Source organism: Pseudomonas fluorescens (assembly GCF_001623525.1).
GTDB classification, from domain to species: domain Bacteria; phylum Pseudomonadota; class Gammaproteobacteria; order Pseudomonadales; family Pseudomonadaceae; genus Aquipseudomonas; species Aquipseudomonas fluorescens_Q.
Genome location: NZ_CP015225.1, coordinates 3850443 through 3870807 on the forward strand (window position 1 = coordinate 3850443; position 20365 = coordinate 3870807).

General features: G+C 63.0%; 13 protein-coding genes and 1 pseudogene. 8 read left to right on the plus strand and 6 right to left on the minus strand.

Annotated elements, in window-relative coordinates:
- Positions 1-377: 377 nt before the first annotated feature.
- The 6 genes from TK06_RS16630 (at position 378) to TK06_RS16655 (ending at position 8279) form a co-directional block, all read left to right on the plus strand.
- A complete protein-coding gene (locus tag TK06_RS16630; protein WP_014336595.1) occupies positions 378-1094 on the plus strand; it encodes an ABC transporter permease in 717 nt (238 codons plus the stop codon).
- A gap of 25 nt (positions 1095-1119) precedes the next feature.
- On the plus strand, positions 1120-2022 hold the full coding sequence (locus tag TK06_RS16635; protein ID WP_063322964.1) for a glycine betaine ABC transporter substrate-binding protein: 903 nt from the start codon (positions 1120-1122) through the stop codon (positions 2020-2022).
- 15 nt (positions 2023-2037) lie between these two features.
- Entirely contained in the window at positions 2038-2691 is a 654-nt protein-coding gene (locus tag TK06_RS16640; RefSeq protein WP_024616353.1) for an ABC transporter permease, read from the plus strand.
- Positions 2688-3845 carry a betaine/proline/choline family ABC transporter ATP-binding protein gene (locus tag TK06_RS16645; RefSeq protein WP_063322965.1) on the plus strand — a complete coding sequence of 386 codons (1158 nt, stop codon included), beginning with the start codon at positions 2688-2690 and terminating at the stop codon, positions 3843-3845. The genes TK06_RS16640 and TK06_RS16645 overlap by 4 nt, the downstream gene beginning before the upstream one ends.
- A 502-nt stretch (positions 3846-4347) precedes the next feature.
- Positions 4348-5511 carry a type III PLP-dependent enzyme gene (locus tag TK06_RS16650; protein ID WP_063322966.1) on the plus strand — a complete coding sequence of 388 codons (1164 nt, stop codon included), beginning with the start codon at positions 4348-4350 and terminating at the stop codon, positions 5509-5511.
- Between the two features lie 242 nt (positions 5512-5753).
- Positions 5754-8279: a PepSY domain-containing protein gene (locus TK06_RS16655; protein WP_203417438.1), complete on the plus strand. Its 2526-nt coding sequence runs from the start codon at positions 5754-5756 to the stop codon at positions 8277-8279.
- Positions 8280-8418: 139 nt separating this feature from the next.
- On the opposite strand, the gene TK06_RS16660 is transcribed toward TK06_RS16655, so the two are convergent.
- The 4 genes from TK06_RS16660 to ptsP all read right to left on the minus strand — a co-directional run bounded on the left by TK06_RS16660 (position 8419) and on the right by ptsP (position 15836).
- Positions 8419-9960: an alkaline phosphatase D family protein gene (locus TK06_RS16660; protein WP_063322968.1), complete on the minus strand. Its 1542-nt coding sequence runs from the start codon at positions 9958-9960 to the stop codon at positions 8419-8421.
- 314 nt (positions 9961-10274) lie between these two features.
- Positions 10275-12017 (minus strand): PTS fructose-like transporter subunit IIB, encoded by a 1743-nt coding sequence (locus tag TK06_RS16665; protein ID WP_063322969.1) that lies wholly within the window; start codon positions 12015-12017, stop codon positions 10275-10277.
- 13 nt (positions 12018-12030) lie between these two features.
- Positions 12031-12972 carry a 1-phosphofructokinase gene (gene pfkB, locus TK06_RS16670; RefSeq protein ID WP_063322970.1) on the minus strand — a complete coding sequence of 314 codons (942 nt, stop codon included), beginning with the start codon at positions 12970-12972 and terminating at the stop codon, positions 12031-12033.
- A complete protein-coding gene (gene ptsP / locus TK06_RS16675) occupies positions 12972-15836 on the minus strand; it encodes a phosphoenolpyruvate--protein phosphotransferase (RefSeq protein ID WP_063322971.1) in 2865 nt (954 codons plus the stop codon). Before ptsP ends, pfkB begins: the two co-directional genes overlap by 1 nt.
- Before the next feature lie 288 nt (positions 15837-16124).
- On the opposite strand from ptsP, the gene cra reads away from it, so the two are divergent.
- Both cra and TK06_RS16685 read left to right on the plus strand, forming a co-directional pair.
- Positions 16125-17120 (plus strand): catabolite repressor/activator, encoded by a 996-nt coding sequence (gene cra, locus TK06_RS16680; protein ID WP_063322972.1) that lies wholly within the window; start codon positions 16125-16127, stop codon positions 17118-17120.
- Positions 17121-17140: 20 nt separating this feature from the next.
- Complete coding sequence (locus TK06_RS16685) at positions 17141-17917, plus strand: TatD family hydrolase (RefSeq protein ID WP_063322973.1); 777 nt, start codon at positions 17141-17143, stop codon at positions 17915-17917.
- Between the two features lie 131 nt (positions 17918-18048).
- Here TK06_RS16685 and TK06_RS33505 read toward each other — a convergent pair whose 3' ends face one another.
- Positions 18049-18978, minus strand: coding sequence for a methyl-accepting chemotaxis protein (locus TK06_RS33505; protein WP_371856953.1), 930 nt, complete (start codon positions 18976-18978; stop codon positions 18049-18051).
- Positions 18955-20046: pseudogene (locus TK06_RS33510) on the minus strand (methyl-accepting chemotaxis protein); the annotation flags it as partial. The gene TK06_RS33505 and the pseudogene TK06_RS33510, both read right to left, overlap by 24 nt.
- Positions 20047-20365: the final 319 nt, after the last annotated feature.

The following is a 20365-nucleotide window of genomic DNA, read 5'->3' on the forward strand; positions in this document are numbered from 1 at the left end:
GGCGAAAGTGCGGCGTTTCGCGACTTCGGCGGCCTGTTTGGTCATGGGAAATCGCTTGGCAGGTGATTCAAAAAAGGGCGGCGATCATAGCTCAACTTGCGCCAGGAACCGAACCGTTGAGCACATCCAGGGTGGCCAGATCTTCCCTGGCATGGGAACCTTTAGCCGCGTGGAGGCGTCCACCCCCCTGTTACGGCTGTTCGTCAGGGTCTGAAAAATCAGCAAGTTAGCCTGACGAGGCTGCGCTCATGGCTCGATTTACCTGCCGTTTTACCGGTATGGAAAAGAGCTGCTTCTCGCGAACGTTTTCCCGGCAACCAGTGATGGTTTGCCGCCCGGGAAAGCGTGCGCCGACTGAAAGACAAAGGAGTCCGCCTGTGGCTATCCGCTATGGCAAAGGGCTTATCGGGGGTGCGGTCGTCGTCGCGCTCCTGGCCCTGTTGGTCCACTGGATCGGCATCGATACGATCCAACGCTACCACGACGATCTGCTGTTCTACCTGCAAGCGCACCTGCTGCTTGTCCTGGCCTCCATGCTGGCGGCCCTGCTGGTGGGCATTCCCGCTGGCATCGCCCTCAGCCGCCCCGGCATGGTCGGGCGCGCCGAACGCTTCATGCAAGTGTTCAACATCGGCAACACCGTGCCGCCCCTGGCCGTACTGGCCATCGCCCTGGGCATCCTGGGCATCGGCAGCGGGCCGGCCATCTTCGCTCTGTTCCTCGCCTCGCTGTTGCCCATCGTGCGCAACACTTATGAAGGCCTGAAAAACGTCCAGGGCTCCCTCAAGGAAGCCGCCGTCGGCATCGGCATGACCCCGCGCCAGGTGCTGTGGAAAGTCGAGTTGCCCAACGCCGTGCCCATCATCGTCGGTGGCGTGCGCGTGGCCCTGGCGATCAACGTCGGCACCGCGCCGCTGGCGTTCCTGATCGGCGCCAACAGCCTCGGCAGCCTGATCTTCCCCGGCATCGCCTTGAACAACCAGCCGCAGCTGCTGCTCGGCGCGGCCTGCACCGCCCTGCTGGCGTTGCTGCTCGACGGCCTGGTGACACTGGCCAGCCGCCTCTGGCTGGAACGCGGTCTGCGACCGTCATAAGCCGGCTGGATAAAGGAAATCGTTTATGAAGAAGTTGAGCTTGATACTGGGCTGCGTCCTGCTGTTCGCAGGATTCGCCCAAGCCGCTGAAAAACCGCTGATCCGCCTTGGCGCCCGGGTGTTCACCGAACAGACGCTGCTGGCGGAAATCACCGCGCAATACCTGCGCAGCAAGGGCTACGACGCGCAGATCACCGGTGGCCTGGGCAGCAACCTGGCCCGCAGCGCCCATGAAACCGGGCAACTGGACATGCTCTGGGAATACACCGGCGTGTCGCTGGTGGCCTACAACCACGTTACGGAAAAACTCGATAGCGCCCAGTCCTACGCCCGGGTGAAAGAACTCGACGCGAAAAAAGGCCTGGTCTGGCTGACACCGTCGAAATTCAGCAACACCTACGCCCTGGCCCTGCCGGAAAAAATCGCCCGTCAGTACCCGCAGATCAACAGCATCAGCCAGTTGAACACGGTGCTGCAGGCCGAAGCCGCTGACAATCATCTGGTGGCCCTGGACACCGAGTTCGCCAACCGCTCCGACGGCCTGGCGGGCATGGTCGAGCAGTACGGCATGAACCTGACCCGCCAGAACATCCGGCAGATGGACGCGGGCCTGGTCTACACCGCCCTGCGCAACGGCCAGGTGTTCGCCGGTCTGGTGTACACCACCGACGGCCGGTTGAACGCGTTCAAGCTGAAGTTGCTGGAAGACGACAAGCATTACTTCCCCGACTACACCGCCGCGCCCGTGGTGCGCCAGGCGTACCTCGACGCGCACCCGCAGCTGGCCGCGCAGCTCAAGCCCCTGGCCGAGCTGTTCGACGATGAAACCATGCGCCAGCTCAACGCCCGCGTGGACGTCAACCACGAAAGCCCTTCCACCGTTGCCGCTGATTTCCTGCGCCAGCATTCGCTGCTCTCAACCCAATGACCTGGAGGAAAAGCCATGGATTTTCTTGACGCCTTTTCCCATCTGGACTGGCCGCTGGTGCTGCACCTGACCTGGCAGCACATCACCCTGGTGGGCATCGCCGTGACCCTGGCCATTGTCGTCGGCGTGCCGCTGGGTATCTTCATGACCCGCTTCCCGACGCTCGCGGGCCCGTTACAGGCCAGCGCCACCGTGCTGCTGACGATTCCGTCGATCGCGCTGTTCGGCCTGTTGCTGCCGTTTTATTCCAAATTCGGCCAAGGCCTGGGCCCGATGCCGGCGATCACCGCGGTGTTTCTCTATTCGCTGTTGCCGATCATGCGCAACACCTACCTGGCCCTGACCGGTGTCGAACCGGGCATCCGTGAAGCCGCCCGCGGCATCGGCATGACCTTCGGCCAGCGCTTGCGCATGGTCGAACTGCCCATCGCCGTGCCGGTGATCCTGGCCGGCGTGCGCACCGCCGTGGTCATGAACATCGGCGTCATGACCATCGCCGCCACCATCGGTGCCGGTGGCCTGGGCGTGCTCATCCTCGCTTCCATCAGCCGCAGCGACATGTCGATGCTGATCGTCGGCGCCGTGCTGGTCAGTCTCCTGGCCATCTTCGCCGACCTGCTCCTGCAATGGCTGCAACGCTCGCTGACCCCAAAAGGACTATTGAAATGATCGAACTTCAAAACCTCAGCAAAACCTTCAAGAGCAACGGCAAAGACGTCAAGGCCGTGGACTCGGTGAACCTGACCGTCAACGAAGGCGAGATCTGCGTGTTCCTCGGGCCGTCGGGCTGCGGCAAAAGCACCACGCTGAAGATGATCAACCGCCTGATCCCGCCCACCTCGGGCAAGGTGTTGATCAACGGCGAGGACACTACCGGCCTGGACGAAGTGACCCTGCGCCGCAACATCGGCTATGTGATCCAGCAGATCGGCCTGTTCCCGAACATGACCATCGAGGAGAACATCACGGTGGTCCCGCGCCTGCTGGGCTGGGACAAGCAGAAATGCCACGACCGTGCCCGCGAATTGATGAGCATGATCAAGCTCGAACCCAAGCAGTACCTGCATCGCTACCCTCGCGAACTGTCGGGCGGTCAGCAGCAACGGATCGGGGTGATCCGTGCCTTGGCGGCCGATGCGCCGCTGTTGCTGATGGACGAACCCTTCGGCGCGGTGGACCCGATCAACCGCGAGATGATCCAGAACGAGTTCTTCGAGATGCAACGGGCGCTGAACAAGACCGTGATCATGGTCAGCCACGACATCGACGAGGCGATCAAGCTGGGGGACAAGATTGCGATCTTCCGCGCCGGCAAGCTGGTCCAGTGCGATCACCCGGACACGCTGCTGGCGCATCCGGCCGACGAGTTCGTCAGCAGCTTCGTCGGCCAAGACAGCACGCTCAAGCGCCTGTTGCTGGTCAAGGCCGAGGACGCCGCCGACAACGCGCCGTCGGTCAGCCCCGAAACCCCGGTGAATGAGGCACTGGAGTTGATGGACGAACATGACCGTCGCTACGTGGTGGTCACCTGTGCCGAGAACAAGGCCCTGGGCTATGTACGCCGTCGCGACCTGTACCGCCAGACCGGCACCTGCGGACAATACCTGCGCGAATTCAACGCCACCGCCGCCTACGACGAACACCTGCGCATCCTGCTGTCGCGCATGTACGAGTTCAACCGTTCGTGGCTACCGGTGATGGACGCCGAGCGGGTGTTCCTCGGGGAAGTGACCCAGGAATCGATTGCCGAATACCTGAGCTCCGGACGCTCGCGTGGCGGCAAGACCAGTATTGTTTCGCCGGCCGAGACTGCGTTGGCCTGACTACTGATAACTCCCACACTCTGGAAGGTAGCCTGGGACCTGTGGCGAGGGAGCTTGCTCCCGCTGGGTCGCGAAGCGGCCCCAAAAAAAGCGATGAGCGCTGCGCACTCAAGCGGGAGCAAGCTCCCTCGCCACAAAAGCACATCCGACGGCCTGAAAAACCCATCCAAGGGAACATCAATCTGTCACGCCGGTCGGTTACATCATGAGCTGTCGCGGGCCGCACGACGGATGTGTGCAAAAACGCGACATTTTTAGTTGATCTCAGGCCCCTCACGCCCTAAAGTTCGCGCCGAACGTCCATGCTGGAAACGATCCATCCGGCTCAAGTACTGACGACGAGACAGCAAGGCCAAGGGAATCATGTATCCCGTGGCCTTTTTGCTTTCGGCGACATGCCTTGGGAAGTAGGCGAACCAAAGTGGGGATACGGAGGACGTTCACGAGGGCTGCTTGCCCTCACACCCATTGATCCTGATGTTTGCCAGTAGGAGTCCCAAGTATGTCGATCCAGGTCGAAGATTATTTCGCGCGCGAAACTTTCCAGAAAATGAAAGCGTTCGCCGACAAGCAGGAAACCCCGTTCGTGGTGATCGACACCGCGATGATCGCCCAGGCCTATGACGACCTGCGCGCCGGTTTCGAATTCGCCAAGGTCTACTACGCCGTCAAGGCCAACCCGGCGGTGGAAATCATCGACCTGCTCAAGGATAAAGGCTCGAACTTCGATATCGCCTCGATCTACGAGCTGGATAAAGTCATGGGCCGTGGCGTCGGCCCGGACCAGATCAGCTACGGCAACACCATCAAGAAATCCCGCGACATTCGCTACTTCTACGAGAAGGGCGTGCGCCTGTATGCCACCGACTCCGAAGCCGACCTGCGCAACATCGCCAAGGCCGCGCCGGGCTCGAAAGTCTATGTACGGATCCTCACCGAAGGCTCGACCACCGCTGACTGGCCGTTGTCGCGCAAGTTCGGCTGCCAGACCGACATGGCCATGGACCTGCTGATCCTGGCCCGCGACCTGGGCCTGGTGCCGTACGGCATTTCCTTCCACGTCGGCTCGCAACAGCGCGACATCAGTGTTTGGGACGCAGCCATCGCCAAGGTCAAGGTGATCTTCGAGCGCCTGAAAGAAGAAGACGGCATCGTCCTGAAGCTGATCAACATGGGTGGCGGCTTCCCGGCCAACTACATCACCCGCACCAACAGCCTGGAAACCTACGCCGAGGAAATCATCCGCTTCCTCAAGGAAGACTTCGGCGACGACCTGCCGGAAATCATCCTGGAGCCGGGCCGTTCGTTGATTGCCAACGCAGGCATCCTGGTCAGCGAAGTGGTGCTGGTGGCGCGTAAATCGCGTACCGCCGTCGAGCGTTGGGTGTACACGGACGTGGGCAAGTTCTCCGGCCTGATCGAAACCATGGACGAAGCCATCAAGTTCCCGATCTGGACCGAGAAGAAAGGCGAGATGGAAGAAGTGGTCATCGCCGGCCCGACCTGCGACAGCGCCGACATCATGTATGAAAACTACAAGTATGGTTTGCCGTTGAACCTGGCTATTGGGGATCGCCTGTATTGGCTGTCGACCGGGGCCTATACCACCAGCTACAGCGCGGTGGAATTCAATGGCTTTCCGCCGCTGAAATCGTTCTACGTGTGATGTGTTCGGGCGCTTGAACGTTCATCGTTCCGGCCCTGTCGCGTAATAAAAAACGGCGTTTTCCAGAAATGGAAAGCGCCGTTTTTTTGTTTTTGTTCTTGATAAGACCGAGTTCCCCCTGTGGGACTTTGCCGCTCACCTCATCACTGTTCGGCAACTTTTGGGTGTGTTTATGAATGCTTCTCGATAACACACGGCATAATGCACGCCTTGATGAACAGTAAATGAACAAGGCGAGCGACGTGTTGAAGAAAACCCTGTTCCAGTTGCACTGGTTTTTCGGCATCAGTGCCGGGCTGGTCCTGGCGTTGATGGGCGTTACCGGGGCGGTGGTGTCGTTCCAGGATGAAATCCTGCGGGCCTTGAACCCGCAAGTGCTGATGGTCGAGAAACAACCGGCCGGCGTCCTGCCGCCCGCCGAACTGGTGGAACAGATCGAGGCTGCCTCCGGCAAGACCGTCGCCATGCTCTGGGTCGAGACCGACAGCGGCAACGCCGCGCGGGTGATCTTCGCGGCGCCGCCTGGGGAAAAACGTGGCGCCATGCGCTATTTCAACCCTTACAACGGGCAGTTCATGGGCGATGTGACGGGCCAGGACTTCTTCGGCCTGATGCTCAGGTTGCACCGCGTCCTGACCCTGGATGATGTCGGTCGGCAAATCACTGGTGCCTGCACGCTGATCCTGGTGTTTTTCTGCCTGTCCGGACTGTACCTGCGTTGGCCGCGCCAATGGAAAAGCTGGCGCGCCTGGCTGACCCTCGACTGGGGGAAAAAGGGCCGGAGCTTCAATTGGGACCTGCATTCGGTGGCGGGCACCTGGTGCCTGGCGTTCTATCTACTGGCGGCACTGACCGGGCTGACCTGGTCCTACGACTGGTACAACAAAGGCGTGACCCGCCTGCTTTCCGATTCACCGAAAGAGGAACGGGTGCGCAATCGCGGCCCGGCACCCAGCGGCCCATTGCCCGTGGCCGATTACCGGGCCATGTGGAGCAGCATCTACAGCGCCGCCGGCCCGGGCCTGTCCACCTACAACGTGCGCATGCCGCCCGTGGCCGGGCAGCCGGCGACCGTGTTCTACCTGCTGAAAAACTCACCTCACGACCGGGCGCTGAACCAGCTCATCCTCGACCCGACCACCGGCGTCATCAGCCGGCATAGCCGCTACAGCGACAAGAGCCTCAAGGCGCAGTTGCTGACCAGTGTCTATGCCCTGCATATCGGCAGCTACTTCGGCCTGGTCGGGCGGATCCTGGTGACCGTCGCCGCGCTGGCCATGCCGCTGTTCTTCATCACCGGCTGGTTGCTGTACCTGGACCGCCGCCGCAAGCAACGCCAGGCCAGAAACGCCCGCCAGGCCCTGAGCGCCAACCCGACCGATGCGCCGGCCTGGCTGATCGGCTTCGCCAGCCAAAGCGGTTTCGCCGAGCGACTGGCCTGGCAGACCGCCGGCCAACTCCAGGCCGCCGGCTTGCCGGTGAAGGTCCAGCCATTGGCCGGTGTGCGTGAGCAGGACCTGAACGACGCCACCCACGCGCTGTTTGTCGTCAGCACCTTTGGCGACGGCGAAGGGCCGGACAGTGCCCGCGGTTTCGAACGCAAGGTGCTGGGCCAGGCCTTGAGCCTGGAGCGCCTGCAGTATTCGGTGCTGGGCCTGGGTGACCGGCAATATGAACACTTCTGCGGTTTCGCCCGGCGCCTGCATGCCTGGCTGGCGGAACACGGCGGCAAGACGCTGTTCGCGCCGGTGGAAGTCGACAGCGGCGACCCTTACGCCCTGCGCCACTGGCAACAACAATTGGCGGAGCTGACCGGCCAAGCCCCGTTGGACACTTGGCAGGCGCCAAGCTTCGAAAACTGGACGCTCAGCCAGCGCACCCTGCTCAACCCCGACAGCAGCGGCTCGGGGGTATACCTGCTGGGCTTCACCGCACCCGGCCCAAGCAGTTGGCTGGCCGGTGACCTGGTGGAAATCCTGCCGCGCAATGACCTGTCGGCCATCGAGCATTTCCTCGACGGGCTCGGCCTCTCCGGCCACGCGCGCGTGCAAATCGATGGCCTGTCCCAGAGCCTCGACCAGGCCCTGGCGACCCGCCAACTCCCGGAAAACCGCGCCCACTTGGTCGGCCTGCATGCCCAGGCACTGGTGGATGCCCTGGCACCGCTGGCGATACGCGAGTATTCCATCGCCTCGATACCGGCCGACGGTGTACTGGAACTGATCGTGCGTCAGGAACGTCACGCCGACGGCAGACTGGGCGTCGGTTCCGGCTGGCTGACCGAACACGCACCACTGGGCAGCGCCGTCAGCCTGCGGCTGCGCCGCAACAGCAGCTTCCATCTGCCGCCCCAGGGCGTGCCGATGATCCTGCTGGGCAATGGCACCGGCCTGGCCGGCCTGCGCAGCCTGCTCAAGGCGCGCGTCACCGAGGGCATACAGCGCAACTGGCTGCTGTTTGGCGAGCGCAACCGCGAACACGATTTTCACTGCCGCGATGAGCTGCAGGAATGGGTGACCTCTGGCGACCTGGAGCGCCTGGACCTGGCTTTCTCCCGGGATCAGAAGCAGAAAGTCTACGTCCAGGACCGCCTGCTGGAGTCGGCCGCGCTGCTCAAGCAATGGGTGGCCGACGGCGCGGCGATCTATGTCTGCGGCAGCTTGCAGGGCATGGCATCCGGGGTGGATCACGTGCTCAACAACGTGCTGGGGCGCGAGGAAGTGGAGCGGCTGATCGAGCAGGGGCGATATCGGCGGGATGTCTACTGACGGGTTTCTGATTGTTTGCTGATCGTTCCCACGCTCCCGCGTGGGAATGCCGCCAGGGACGCTCTGCGTTCCGCTTGGATGTGACGCGGAGCGTCACGGGATGTATTCCCATGCGGGAGCGTGGGAACGATCAGTCTTCTCAAACCGGCTGCAACTTCTTCTCGAACACCGCCACACCTTCCAGATCCCGCAACACCACGCTCATCTCCCCGCTTGGCCCGTCGATGTTCACCTCGCCAAAGAACTGATACCCGGCAAACGGCGAGGTGTTCTGGGCCGGCGGGGCTTTCTGGAACACCACTTCCGGGCCGAAGGTCTTGTCCAGGGCATTGGGCCCGAAGCTGCCGGCGTTCAATGGCCCGGCGACGAACTCCCAGAATGGTTCGAAATCCTGGAACGCGGCATGTTCGGGGTGGTAGTGATGAGCGGCGCAATAGTGGACGTCGGCGGTGAGCCAGACATAGTTGCGCACCTGATGCTTGCGCAGATAACCCAGCAATTCGGCGATCTCCACTTCCCGCCCCTGGGCAGCGCCCGGATCACCGTTGGCGACCGCTTCCCAACGCGACACCCCGGGGCTGACCTCGCCATCCGGCACCCCCAGGCCGATGGGCATGTCGGCGGCGATGACTTTCCACTGGGCACGGGATTGCTTCAATTCGCGCTTGAGCCAATTCAACTGCTCACGCCCCAGGAACGGCTTGGCCGCGCCGAGGTTGGCGTCGTTGGCTTCGCGGTAACTGCGCATGTCCAGCACGAACACATCCAGCAGCGGCCCATAACCGAGCTTACGGTAGATCCGCCCGCCGCCGTCGGCCTTTTGCAGGCGCATCGGTGCGTATTCCAGCCAGGCCTGTCGCGCACGCCCCACGAGGCTGTGGATATCCTTGGTCTGGTAGCGTTCGTCCAGTTGCTTGCCCGGCGACCAGTTGTTGACCACCTCATGGTCGTCCCACTGCCAGATCTGTGGTACTTCGGCATTGAAGCGGCGTACGTTTTCATCCATCAGGTTGTAGCGATAGTTGCCGCGATACTCATCCAGTGTTTCGGCGACCTTGCTCTTGGCGTCCGTGGTGAGGTTGCGCCAGATGCGCCCACCCTCGACGGTGATTTGCGCCGGCACCGGGCCGTCGGCGTAGATGGTGTCGCCACTGTGGATAAAGAAATCCGGCAGGCGCAGGCGCATGGCTTCGTAGATGCGCATGCCGCCGATGTCCGGGTTGATGCCGAAGCCCTGGCCGACGGTGTCGCCGCTCCAGACAAAACGAATGTTGCGCTTGAACTGCGGCACGCTGCGCAGATGACCGAGCCAGGGTTCGCTGGCAACCCCGCTTTGGGCGTCTTCGAAATGCACCCGGTAGAAAATCGCCTGGTCGCGGGGCAACCCGGTGAGTTCGACCCGGGCGGTGAAATCACTGCGGGCGTCGGCCAGGGGCGAGACGAAGCGGCGCGGATTGCTGAACTTGCTGCGAGTGTCCCACTCCACCACCATCCGCGCCGGACGGTCGCTGCGGCTCCAGATCATAGCCCGGTCGCCCTGCAAGTCGCCGGACTGCACACCGTCGGTGAGCACCGGACGATCCTTGACCGAAGCCATCACCGCCGGCGCCAGCCCCGGCAACAACAACCCCGCGCCCACGGCTTGCATCACACGACGACGACCCAGGTCAAATTCGCTCATGGTGTTCTCCCTTGAAATGGGAAAACTTAAGCATGGCTGTGTGAAGTGGGTGTGACAGGGATCTTGTGATCCCCCGCTCCCACAGGTAATGCTGTTCGCTTCAGGTCATCGACAAACCCGTGGCGAGGGAGCTTGCTCCCGCTGGGCTGCGAAGCGGCCCATAAACCTGCCAAATGCGCAGCATCAGACACACCGCACCCGCCGGTTTACGACTGCTTCGCAGCGGAGCGGGAGCAAGCTCCCTCGCCACAGGCCCATCATTTTCTCAAGTGAACAGCATTAGGCTCTCACTGGGGGATGGCTTCAAAGAAGTCTCAGGCCTTCGCCGGCTCCAACGCCATCTCTACCACCTCAGGCCGCTTGAGCAGCGCATACGCCACCCCCGTCAGCAGACTCCCCGCCACGATCGCCAGCAAGTACAACAGCGCATGATTGATGGCATTGGGGATCAGCATCACGAACAGGCCGCCGTGGGGGGCCATGAGCTTGCAGCCGAAGTACATCGACAGCGCACCGGTCAACGCACCACCGGCGATACTCGCCGGGATCACCCGCAACGGATCCTTGGCCGCGAACGGAATCGCGCCTTCGGAGATGAAGCACAGTCCCAGCACCAGTGCCGCTTTACCGGCCTCGCGCTCGGTCTGGGCGAATTTGCGCCGGGCGATGAAGGTGGCGATGCCCAGGCCAATCGGCGGCACCATGCCGGCGGCCATGGTGGCGGCCATCGGTGCGTAACTTTGCGACGCCAGCAGCCCCACCGAAAACGCGTAGGCGGCCTTGTTGATCGGCCCACCGAGGTCGACGCACATCATCGCTCCCAGCAGCACGCCCAGCAGGATCGCGTTGGTGGTGCCCATGCTGTCGAGGAAGTGGGTCAAGGCTTCGAGCATGCCCGCCACCGGTTTGCCGACGATGTAGATCATTACCAAGCCGGTGAACAGGCTCGCCAGTAGCGGGATGATCAGGATCGGCTTGAGCGCTTCCAGGCTCTGGGGCAGACGCGCGTAGCGGCTGATCGCCTTGGCCGCGTAACCGGCCAGGAAACCGGCGATGATCCCGCCAATGAAGCCGGCGCCCAGGGTGCTCGCCAGCATCCCGCCGATCATGCCTGGCGCCAGGCCCGGACGGTCGGCGATGGAATAGGCGATGTAGCCGGCCAGCAGCGGCACCATCAATTTGAACGCTGTGTCGCCACCGATCTGCATCAGCGCGGCCGCCAGGGTTCCAGGTTCCTTGAAGGCCTCGATGCCGAACACGAACGACAAGGCGATCATCAAACCACCGGCCACCACCATCGGCAGCATGAACGACACGCCCGTCAGCAGGTGCTTGTAGACGCCGGTCTTCTCCGACTTGGCCGGGGCGCTGGCACCGCTCGAGGCGCTTTCCTGGCGACCTTCGACCAGTGCTTTGTTCAGTGTCGCTTCGGCCTGTTTCAAGGCGATGCCCGTGCTGCAGCGGTAGATCTTCTTGCCGGCAAAACGCTCGGTGGCGACTTCGATGTCAGTCGCCAGCAGCACCACGTCTGCCTCGGCGATGGCCTCGGCGCTCAACGGATTGCGTGCACCGACCGAGCCCTGGGTTTCCACTTGCAGGTCGTAGCCAAGCTTCGTCGCCGCCTGCTGCAAGGCTTCGGCGGCCATGAAGGTGTGGGCAACGCCGGTCGGGCATGCGGTGATGGCAACCAGGCGCGGCGCACGGTCGGTCGACACCGCGGGTGCCTGCTCCACGACATCCGAGGCGAGAAAAACCTCGGCCTCTTCGGCGCCACGCCGCAGCACCGAATCGACGTCTTGCAGGGCCAGGGCCGGGGTGCTGCGGAACAGGCGTTTGCCGACGAACCGCGACATGTCCACCGGGCCGCTGGCAACCAGCAAGACCCACTCGGCCGCTTCGAGGGTCGCCGCCGACAACTGGCGTTCCGGATGGGCCGCGTCGTGGACTTCGACACTGGTGCTCCAACCCTGGCGCTGCGCCGCAGCGTCCAGCAGGCGGGCGCACAACACACTGGTGACCATGCCGTTGGGGCAGGCCGTCACAATGGCTAATTTCATCTTGCGAACCCTCTTATTGTTCTGTCAGGGGGCGCACGCGCACGCCCTGTTCAAGCGACGCCAGCAACGCGGTGTCGTGGATGCCAAAACCGATCTGCGTGACCGCCATGGCAGCGATGGCCGTAGCAGTGCGCAGCGTCTGTTCCGGGGTGTCGGCGCTGAGCAGGCCGTGCAGCATGCCCGCCAGCAGCGAATCCCCGGCACCGACGGTGCTGGCGACGCTGACCTTGGGTGGCGAAGCATGCAGCGCCGCACCGACACTGAACCAGTTCACGCCATCGGCGCCGTGGGAAATCACCACATGTTCTACACCCTGGGCATGCAGGTGCTGCGCCGCTTGCGCCTGGGCCGCTTCGCTCACCACCTCGCAACCCAGCGCGTCGGCCAGCTCCTCGGTGTTCGGCTTGATCAGCCACGGCCCCGCCGCCAGGGCCACGCGCAAGGCTTCGCCACTGGTGTCGAGGGCCACGTTCAGACCGAGTGTTTTCAAGCGCGTGATCAAGGCCTGCAACCACTGCGGGCTGACTCCCCGGGGCAAGCTGCCCGCCACCACAACCACGTCGTGACCGGGGGCGATTTGCTCAAGACGCGCCAGCAAAGCCTGCTGTGCGGCTTCATCAACCACCGGGCCCGGGCCGTTGAGGTCAGTGATGCGTCCGTCCTGCTCAGCCAGTTTGATATTGCTGCGAGTTTCGCCGGGAACACGGATAAAAGCATCGACAAATCCACGCTGGGCAAACAGCGTCTCAAACACCTGGGCATTGTCTTCGCCCAGAAAACCACTGACCGTCAGCGTATGGCCGAGATCGGCCAACACCTGAGCCACGTTCACGCCCTTGCCGGCGGCGTGGGCGTGCATGCCGTCGCTGCGGTTGACCTGGCCCGGCTCCAGGCGCGTCAACTCCACCGTGAGGTCGAGCGCCGGGTTGAGGGTCAGGGTAAGAATTTTCGCCATTACAGCGCCTCCACTAATGCGCGCACGTCATCGGCGCTGCCCACGGCCAAGGCCTCTTGGGCCAGGGTTTGTACTTGCGCCAGGCTCAATTCGCGGACCCGCGCCTTGACCTCGGCGATGCTGCGGGCCGAGACACTCAGTTCGTCCACGCCCAGACCCACCAGCACCGGCACCGCCAGTGGGTCGGCCGCCAGTTCGCCACACACACCAACCCATTTGCCATGGGCATGGGCGGCGCGCACGGTGATGTCGATCAGTTGCAGCACCGCCGGGTGCAAGCCATCGGCCTGGGCCGAAAGGGTCGGGTGACCACGGTCGATCGCCAGGGTGTATTGCGTCAGGTCGTTGGTGCCGACGCTGAAGAAGTCGACTTCCTTGGCCAGCACGGGCGCCAGTAACGCAGCGGACGGCACTTCGATCATGATCCCCAGTTGCAGGTCCGCCACGGGGATTTCCTGGCGCAGGCGCTCGGTCATGGCCCGGGCCTGGCGCCATTCATCGACACTGCCCACCATCGGGAACATGATCCGCAACGGACGGTTATCCGCTGAACGCAACAGTGCACGCAGTTGCGCTTCCATGACCTGCGGGCGCTGCAAGGTCAGGCGAATGCCCCGCACGCCGAGGAACGGGTTTTCTTCTTTCGCGATCGGCCAGTACGGCAGCGGCTTGTCGCCACCGACATCCAGGGTGCGCACCACCAGCGGTCGACCGGCCAGGCCGTCGAGCACCTTGCGGTATTCGGCTTCCTGGGTCGCTTCGTCCGGCGCCTGGCTGTGGGCCATGAAAATCAGTTCGGTGCGCAACAGGCCGATGCCTTCGGCGCCCTGCTCCACCGCACCGGCGACACCGGCGCTTTCGCCAATGTTGGCAAACACTTCCACGGCATGACCGTCACGGGTCAGCGCCGGTTCGTGACGCTGCTCGGCGGCGACCTTGAGACGCTGTTCGCGGGTATCGCGTTCTTCCTTGGCACGCTGCAACGTGGCGGCGTCAGGGTCCACGTGCAGGCGACCGCGCTGGCCATCCAGCAGCAAGGACGTGCCCGGCGCCAGCAGCAACACCGCCGCACCAGCGCCCACCAGCGCCGGAATGCCCAAGGCCCGGGCGACGATGGCGCTGTGGGCAGTAGCGCCGCCACGGGCGGTGAGAATCCCCGCCACCCGGGTCGGGTCCAGGCGGGCCACGTCGGACGGGCCGACTTCGTCCATCACCAGGATGTAGGGTTGATCGGGTTCGTTCGGGGTTTCGACACCGCACAGTTGCGCCAGCACGCGACGGCCGACGTCTCGCAGATCGGCGGCACGTTCGGCCAGCAGGGCGTCCTGCAAGGCTTCCTGTTCTTTCGCGGCGGCTTCAACCACCCCCATCCAGGCCGCTTGCGCACTCTCGCCCAGCTTCAAGCGAGTGTCGACTTCGTCGCTCAGCTCCGGGTCGTCGAGCATTTCCTGGTGGGTGATGAAGATCTCGCGGATGGCCTTGGCCTTGGCGCGTTCAATCAGGCCTTGGATATCGCGGCGCACCTGGTTCAAGGCGTTTTGCAGGCGCTCGCGCTCGATGGCCGCCGATTCACCGCGCAACGGGTAGTCGATGGCCTGCAATACCTGGATATGGGCCGGGCCGATGGCGATGCCCGGGGCGGCGGCGACGGCCTGGATCAGGCTGCCGGACTCGGGCGCCAGCATGACCGTCGCGACCTCGGCCATCACGGTTTCCCGTGGCGCACTCGGTGGCGGTAGCGGTTCGACCTCTTCGCCCAAGCCCTCTTCGATGGCGGCCAGCAGTGCCGGCAACGCGTCGTTGGCAATGCTCGGTTCGGCAATGAACTCCAGGACTTGGCCGCGACGGGCGCCCAGGCTCAGCAGTTTGCTCAAGCTCTTGGCCGACACGGCGCTGTCCTGGCCGTCGACGATGCGCACGCGGATTTCACCTTCGAAGCTTTTCGCCAACTGGGCGAGGATCTTCGCCGGGCGTGCATGCAGGCCATGGGCGTTGGCCAGGCCGATGCGCGCGCTGGGCCAGTCGGCGGGCAGTTCACCGCCGAGCACTTCCAGCACCTTGCGGCTGCTGGTGGCGCGACCGAGCTCGTGACCGCGGCCTTCGATCAGCAAGGCGCAGAGCCTTTCCAGCAAGGCCTGGTGGGCTTCGCCGAGGCTGGCGAGGCAGAACAGCCCGCTCAACGGTTGGCCCAGGTAACGGATGGGTTTGTCCGGGGTGACGAACGCCAGGCCCGGACGCTTGACGGTCTGTTCGCTGTGCAGCCACCACAGGCCATCGCCCAGGGGCAGCGCATCGACTTGCTGCAACACCCCGGCAAAGCCATTGCTCACGCAATCGGCTTGGCGCAACAGCCGCGCGCCGCGCCATACCAGTTCTTCAAAATCGTCAGCCGACACACCGAGGCCGATCATCTGGGCATCCAGGGCCAGTTCCTGCGGCGCGCCTTGCAGCAGCTTCAGCAACGCTTCGGCGGAACCGGCCCGGCGCAGAGCCTGGCCCAGGTCAGTCTCGCCGAGGGCGCGGGTCAGCAGTTGCAGCAGGCGCAGGTGTTCGTCGGACTTGGCCGCAATGCCGATCGCCAGGTAGACGATCTGACCATCGCCCCAATCCACGCCCTCAGGGAATTGCAGCAGGCGCACGCCAGTCGAATGCACCAGGTCGCGGGTCTGCGGAGTGCCGTGGGGGATGGCAATACCTTGGCCAAGAAAGGTCGAGCCCTGGGCTTCGCGAGCCTGCAAGCCGGCGAGGTAACCCTCAGCCACCAAGCCATCGGCCACCAGTTTGTCGGCGAGCAGTTGCAGTGCAGCGTCTTTATCCACAGCCGTCTGAGCCATGGATATCTGCTCTAGAGTGAGCTCGAGCATGCTTTCTCCTTTTTGGCGTCCGGTTGGCGCCAGGTATTGTTTTGAATGAATCAGCTTAGCGTTGCAGGATGATTTTTGGCGTGATCGCGGCAGAGGGGCCAAAAATCCTGCTAGCCTTGAAAATACGCTTGCTGAAACGTTTAATCTAGAAAGATTGGCACGTTACTCGATAATCTCTCATCCTTGAAGTGCAACTTGTCGTAAGCGCGTGGACGGTGACCGTCAGCTTGAATCGGGTAGGATGGCCCTTATCGTCGGGGCTAACTCGAAAAAACAAGGAAAACCGGGTTGAAACTCAGTGATATTGCCCAACTGGCCGGTGTGTCCGTGACCACCGCCAGCTATGTCATCAACGGCAAGGCCGAACAGCAACGTATCAGCAGCGCCACCGTCGAACGGGTGCGGGCGGTGGTCCAGGAACACGGCTTCACGCCCAATCCCCAGGCCGCCGGGCTGCGCAGCCGCCACACCCGTACCCTGGGCTTCATCCTGCCTGACCTGGAAAACCCCAGTTACGCACGCATCGCCAAGCTGCTGGAGCAAGGGGCGCGGGCGCGGGGCTATCAGTTGCTGATCGCCAGTTCCGACGACGCACCTGACAGCGAACGGCAACTGTTGCAGTTGTTCCGCGCCCGGCGCTGCGATGCACTGATCGTCGCCAGTTGCCTGCCGGCCGGCGACGACAGCTACCTGCAGTTGCAGGCCAAGGGCATTCCGATCATCGCCATCGACCGGGTCATGGACCCTGCGCGGTTCTGCTCGGTGATCAGCGATGATCGCCAGGCCAGCCTGCAACTGACGCGCAGCCTGCTGGAAACCCATCCGCGACAAATCGCGCTGATCAGTGCCCGCCCCGAGCTGAGCATCAGCCAGGAACGGACCGCTGGTTTCAACGAGGCGCTGGCCGGTTTCGAAGGCCAGGTGCTGATCGAGCACGGCGAATCGTTCAGCCGTGAATGCGGCCGCCAATTGATGGATGAAATGCTCGCGCGCCTGGGGCATCTGCCCGATGCGTTGATCACTACATCCTATGTACTGCTGCAAGGGGTGTTCGACGCCCTACACGACTTCCCGCTCAAGTCGCGGCCATTGCGCCTGGGCACGTTCGGTGACACGCAGTTGCTGGACTTCCTACCGCTGCCGGTCAACGCCATGTCCCAACAACATCAACTGATCGCCGACAAGGCCTTGGAACTGGCGCTGGCAGCCATCGAAAACGATGATTACCAGCCAGGCGTGCAGGCCATCGCGCGGACGTTCAAGCAGCGTATTCACCAGGGCTGAAGCTTCTTCAGGATTGATGCATGGAGTTGATCGATACCCACACCCACCTGGATTTTCCAGATTTTGACGCGGACCGCCCGGCATTGCTGGCCGAAAGCCGCGCCTTGGGCGTGCGGCAAATGGTGGTACTGGGCGTTTACCGGGACAACTGGCAGCGGGTCTGGGACCTGGTGCAAAGCGACCCGGACCTGCATGCCGCCCTGGGCCTGCACCCGGTGTATCTTGATCAGCACCGCCCCGACGACGTGGCGCTACTGCGCGAGTGGCTGAGCCGCCTGGCCGGGCATCGGCAATTGTGTGCCGTAGGGGAAATCGGCCTCGACTACTACATCGAAACCCTCGACCGTGAGCGCCAACAAACGCTGTTCGAGGCGCAACTACAGCTGGCGGCGGAATTCGAACTGCCGGCACTGATCCACGTGCGCCGCAGCCATGCCGCCGTGATCGCGACCCTCAAGCGCTTCGGCCTGAAACGCACGGGGATCATCCACGCGTTCGCCGGCAGCCTCGAGGAGGCCCGCGAGTACATCAAGCTCGGCTTCAAGCTCGGCCTGGGCGGTGCCGCGACCTGGCCCCAGGCCCTGCGCATGCACCGGGTGCTGGCAAAATTGCCGCTGGACGCGGTGGTGCTGGAAACCGATTCCCCGGACATGGCCCCGGCGATGTTCCCGGGGCAGCGCAACAGCCCGGCGCATTTGCCGGCGATTTGCGAGGCGTTGGCGCAGATCATGACCGTCAGACCAGAACAACTGGCTGAGGCCAGCACCACCAACGCCCGCGATTTGTTTGGTTGGTAGGATCGTTCCCACGCTCTGCGTGGGAATGCAGCCCGGGACGCTCCGCGTCCCATCAAGAGCCGAACGCAGAGCGTCCGTGGAGGCGTTCCCACGCAGAGCGTGGGAACGATCATCTGCAGCCGACTTAGCAATCACACCCGAAACGCATTGATCAACTGCTTGAGCTGCACCACCTGGGCGGACAATTCGCGACTGGCGTCTTCGGTCTGATGGGCACCTTCGGCGGTGCGTTCGCCGGCGCGGTTGATCTGGACGATGTTCTGGTCGATGTCATGGGCCACCGCCGTCTGCTGCTCTACCGCGGCGGCGATCTGCTGGTTCTGATCGACGATCATGCCGACGGCACCAAGGATATTTTCCAGGGCCTGCTGGACCTTTTCCGATTGGCTGACCGTGCCGTTGGCCATCTCATGGCTGGTGCCCATCGCCTTGACCGCAGCGCCGACACCACTGTGCAGGCGGGTGATCATCGCTTCGATTTCTTCGGTCGATTGCTGGGTTCGCTTGGCCAGGGTCCGCACTTCATCGGCCACCACCGCAAAACCGCGACCCTGCTCACCGGCCCGGGCTGCTTCAATGGCGGCATTGAGGGCCAGCAGGTTGGTCTGCTCGGCGATGCTCTTGATCACATCCAGCACGCGGCTGATGGCCTGGCTGTCGGTCGCCAATTGGTTGATCACCTGCACCGACTGATCGATCTCACTGGCCAAGCGGACGATGCTGCCCTGCTGGGACTCCACCAGCCCACGCCCGCTGAGGGTCTCGTCGTTCACGCTGTGGGCACTGCTCACCGCTGCAGCGGCACTGCGGGCCACTTCCTGGGCCGTGGCCGACATCTGGTTCATCGCCGTCGCCACCAGTTCGATCTGGGTGCGCTGGCCGGCGACGGCCTGGTTGCTCCGGGCCGATACCGTTTCCACCTGCCCGGCCTGGCGTTCGACCTCGGCAACAGTACGGCCGACCTGTTCGATCAGGTCATGGATCTTCGCCACCGTACCGTTGAACACTTCACCCAATTCGCCCAGCTCATCCTTGCTGCGGGCAACAAAATTGACCGTCATATCCCCCGCCGCCACCTTGTCCATCATCTGGCCCAGATGCTGGAGCGTGGTGCGGGTCGAGGCGTAGAACCCGGCGTACAGGTAAAAAATCAACAGGAACACCAGCACCAGCGCCACGGCTTGCAGCACCATGTGGCTGCGGTTCTGCTCCAGACGCTGCTGCAACTGCACCCCCAGGAAGCCCTGGGTCGCCTCGTTCAGCCGGTAGGTCTGCTCCATCAGGCCACTGACGTGCTCATAAAATGCCGGCCATGGCGCATCGAGAGTGTCAGCCATCACCACCTGCTCTTCAATCAGTTCACTGGCCTTCTTGAGGGTGCTCTTGCTGCCATTGGCCTGATCGGCAAGGGCCTGCCCGGCGGCCTTGCTGGAGCCCAAGGCATCCTGCAGTTTCAAGTCATATTCACCCTGGAGCTTTTCGATCTGCGCCAGCAACTCGTCAAAGCGGGTGCTCGACGCCGAATTGAGAAACCCCAGCCCCAACGAGGATGCGCCCAGCGCCCGGCCTTCGCCGAGGATCTGGGTGACCTTGGGGGTCGTGCCGATAATCAACTCGCTGAGCTGGCGGATATCGCTCTGGTTATCGCGACTCAGCCCCGCCTGGCTGGCGATGATCTGGCTGAACATCTGGGCGCTGTTGAGCAACTTGCCGATCAGCGCACTTTTGCTCTGCAGGGAGCTTTCGGCCTGCTGGGCCTTGAAAGCACCGATCATCTCATCGCGCTTGGCCTCGAAGGCACTGATCTGCTCAGGCTCGATGACCACGGGGGTCATGCCTTGCAGCCGCGCGAGGACCTGTTGTTCCAGGCTGCCGATCTTCGCTTCGACATCACCGGCCTTGCCGGACTGGCCCAGGCTGGCGTTGATCTGCACCAGGTTATTGAGGGTTTCCAGGTCCCGCCGCAGGACCAGGCTGCTGCCCAGCAGGTCGAGGCTTCGCAGCTCCACTTGCGTGCCCTGGAATTCCCGATAGGAATCGCGCACCAGAAAGAAGTTGGTCACCAGCATCGGCAGCAGGAACAGCACGCTGATCAGGCTGAACTTCATGCCGAAGCTCAGGCGGTTCATCAGCGCGACGGCGGGCCAGAGCAAACTCTTCACAAGGAAGTCTCCCGGTAGGTTTTTTATTTTTATAGGCAGGCGCACAGAGACAGCAGAAAGCCACTATTCGGGCGCTGCTCTTGTATAGCCTAAATTGGCGGGGAGATTTGTAACTTAAGGTTAACGAGCCTGGTCGTGACTCAGTCCTGTTTGGTCCGGGGACATGGTTAAGTCCCTGTGGCGAGGGAGCTTGCTCCCGCTGGCCTGCGAAGCAGGCCTCCGAGTGCCTTCAGGAAAATCGCTTGCCCAGGTTTTCGGTTGCTGCGCAACCGAGCGGGAGCAAGCT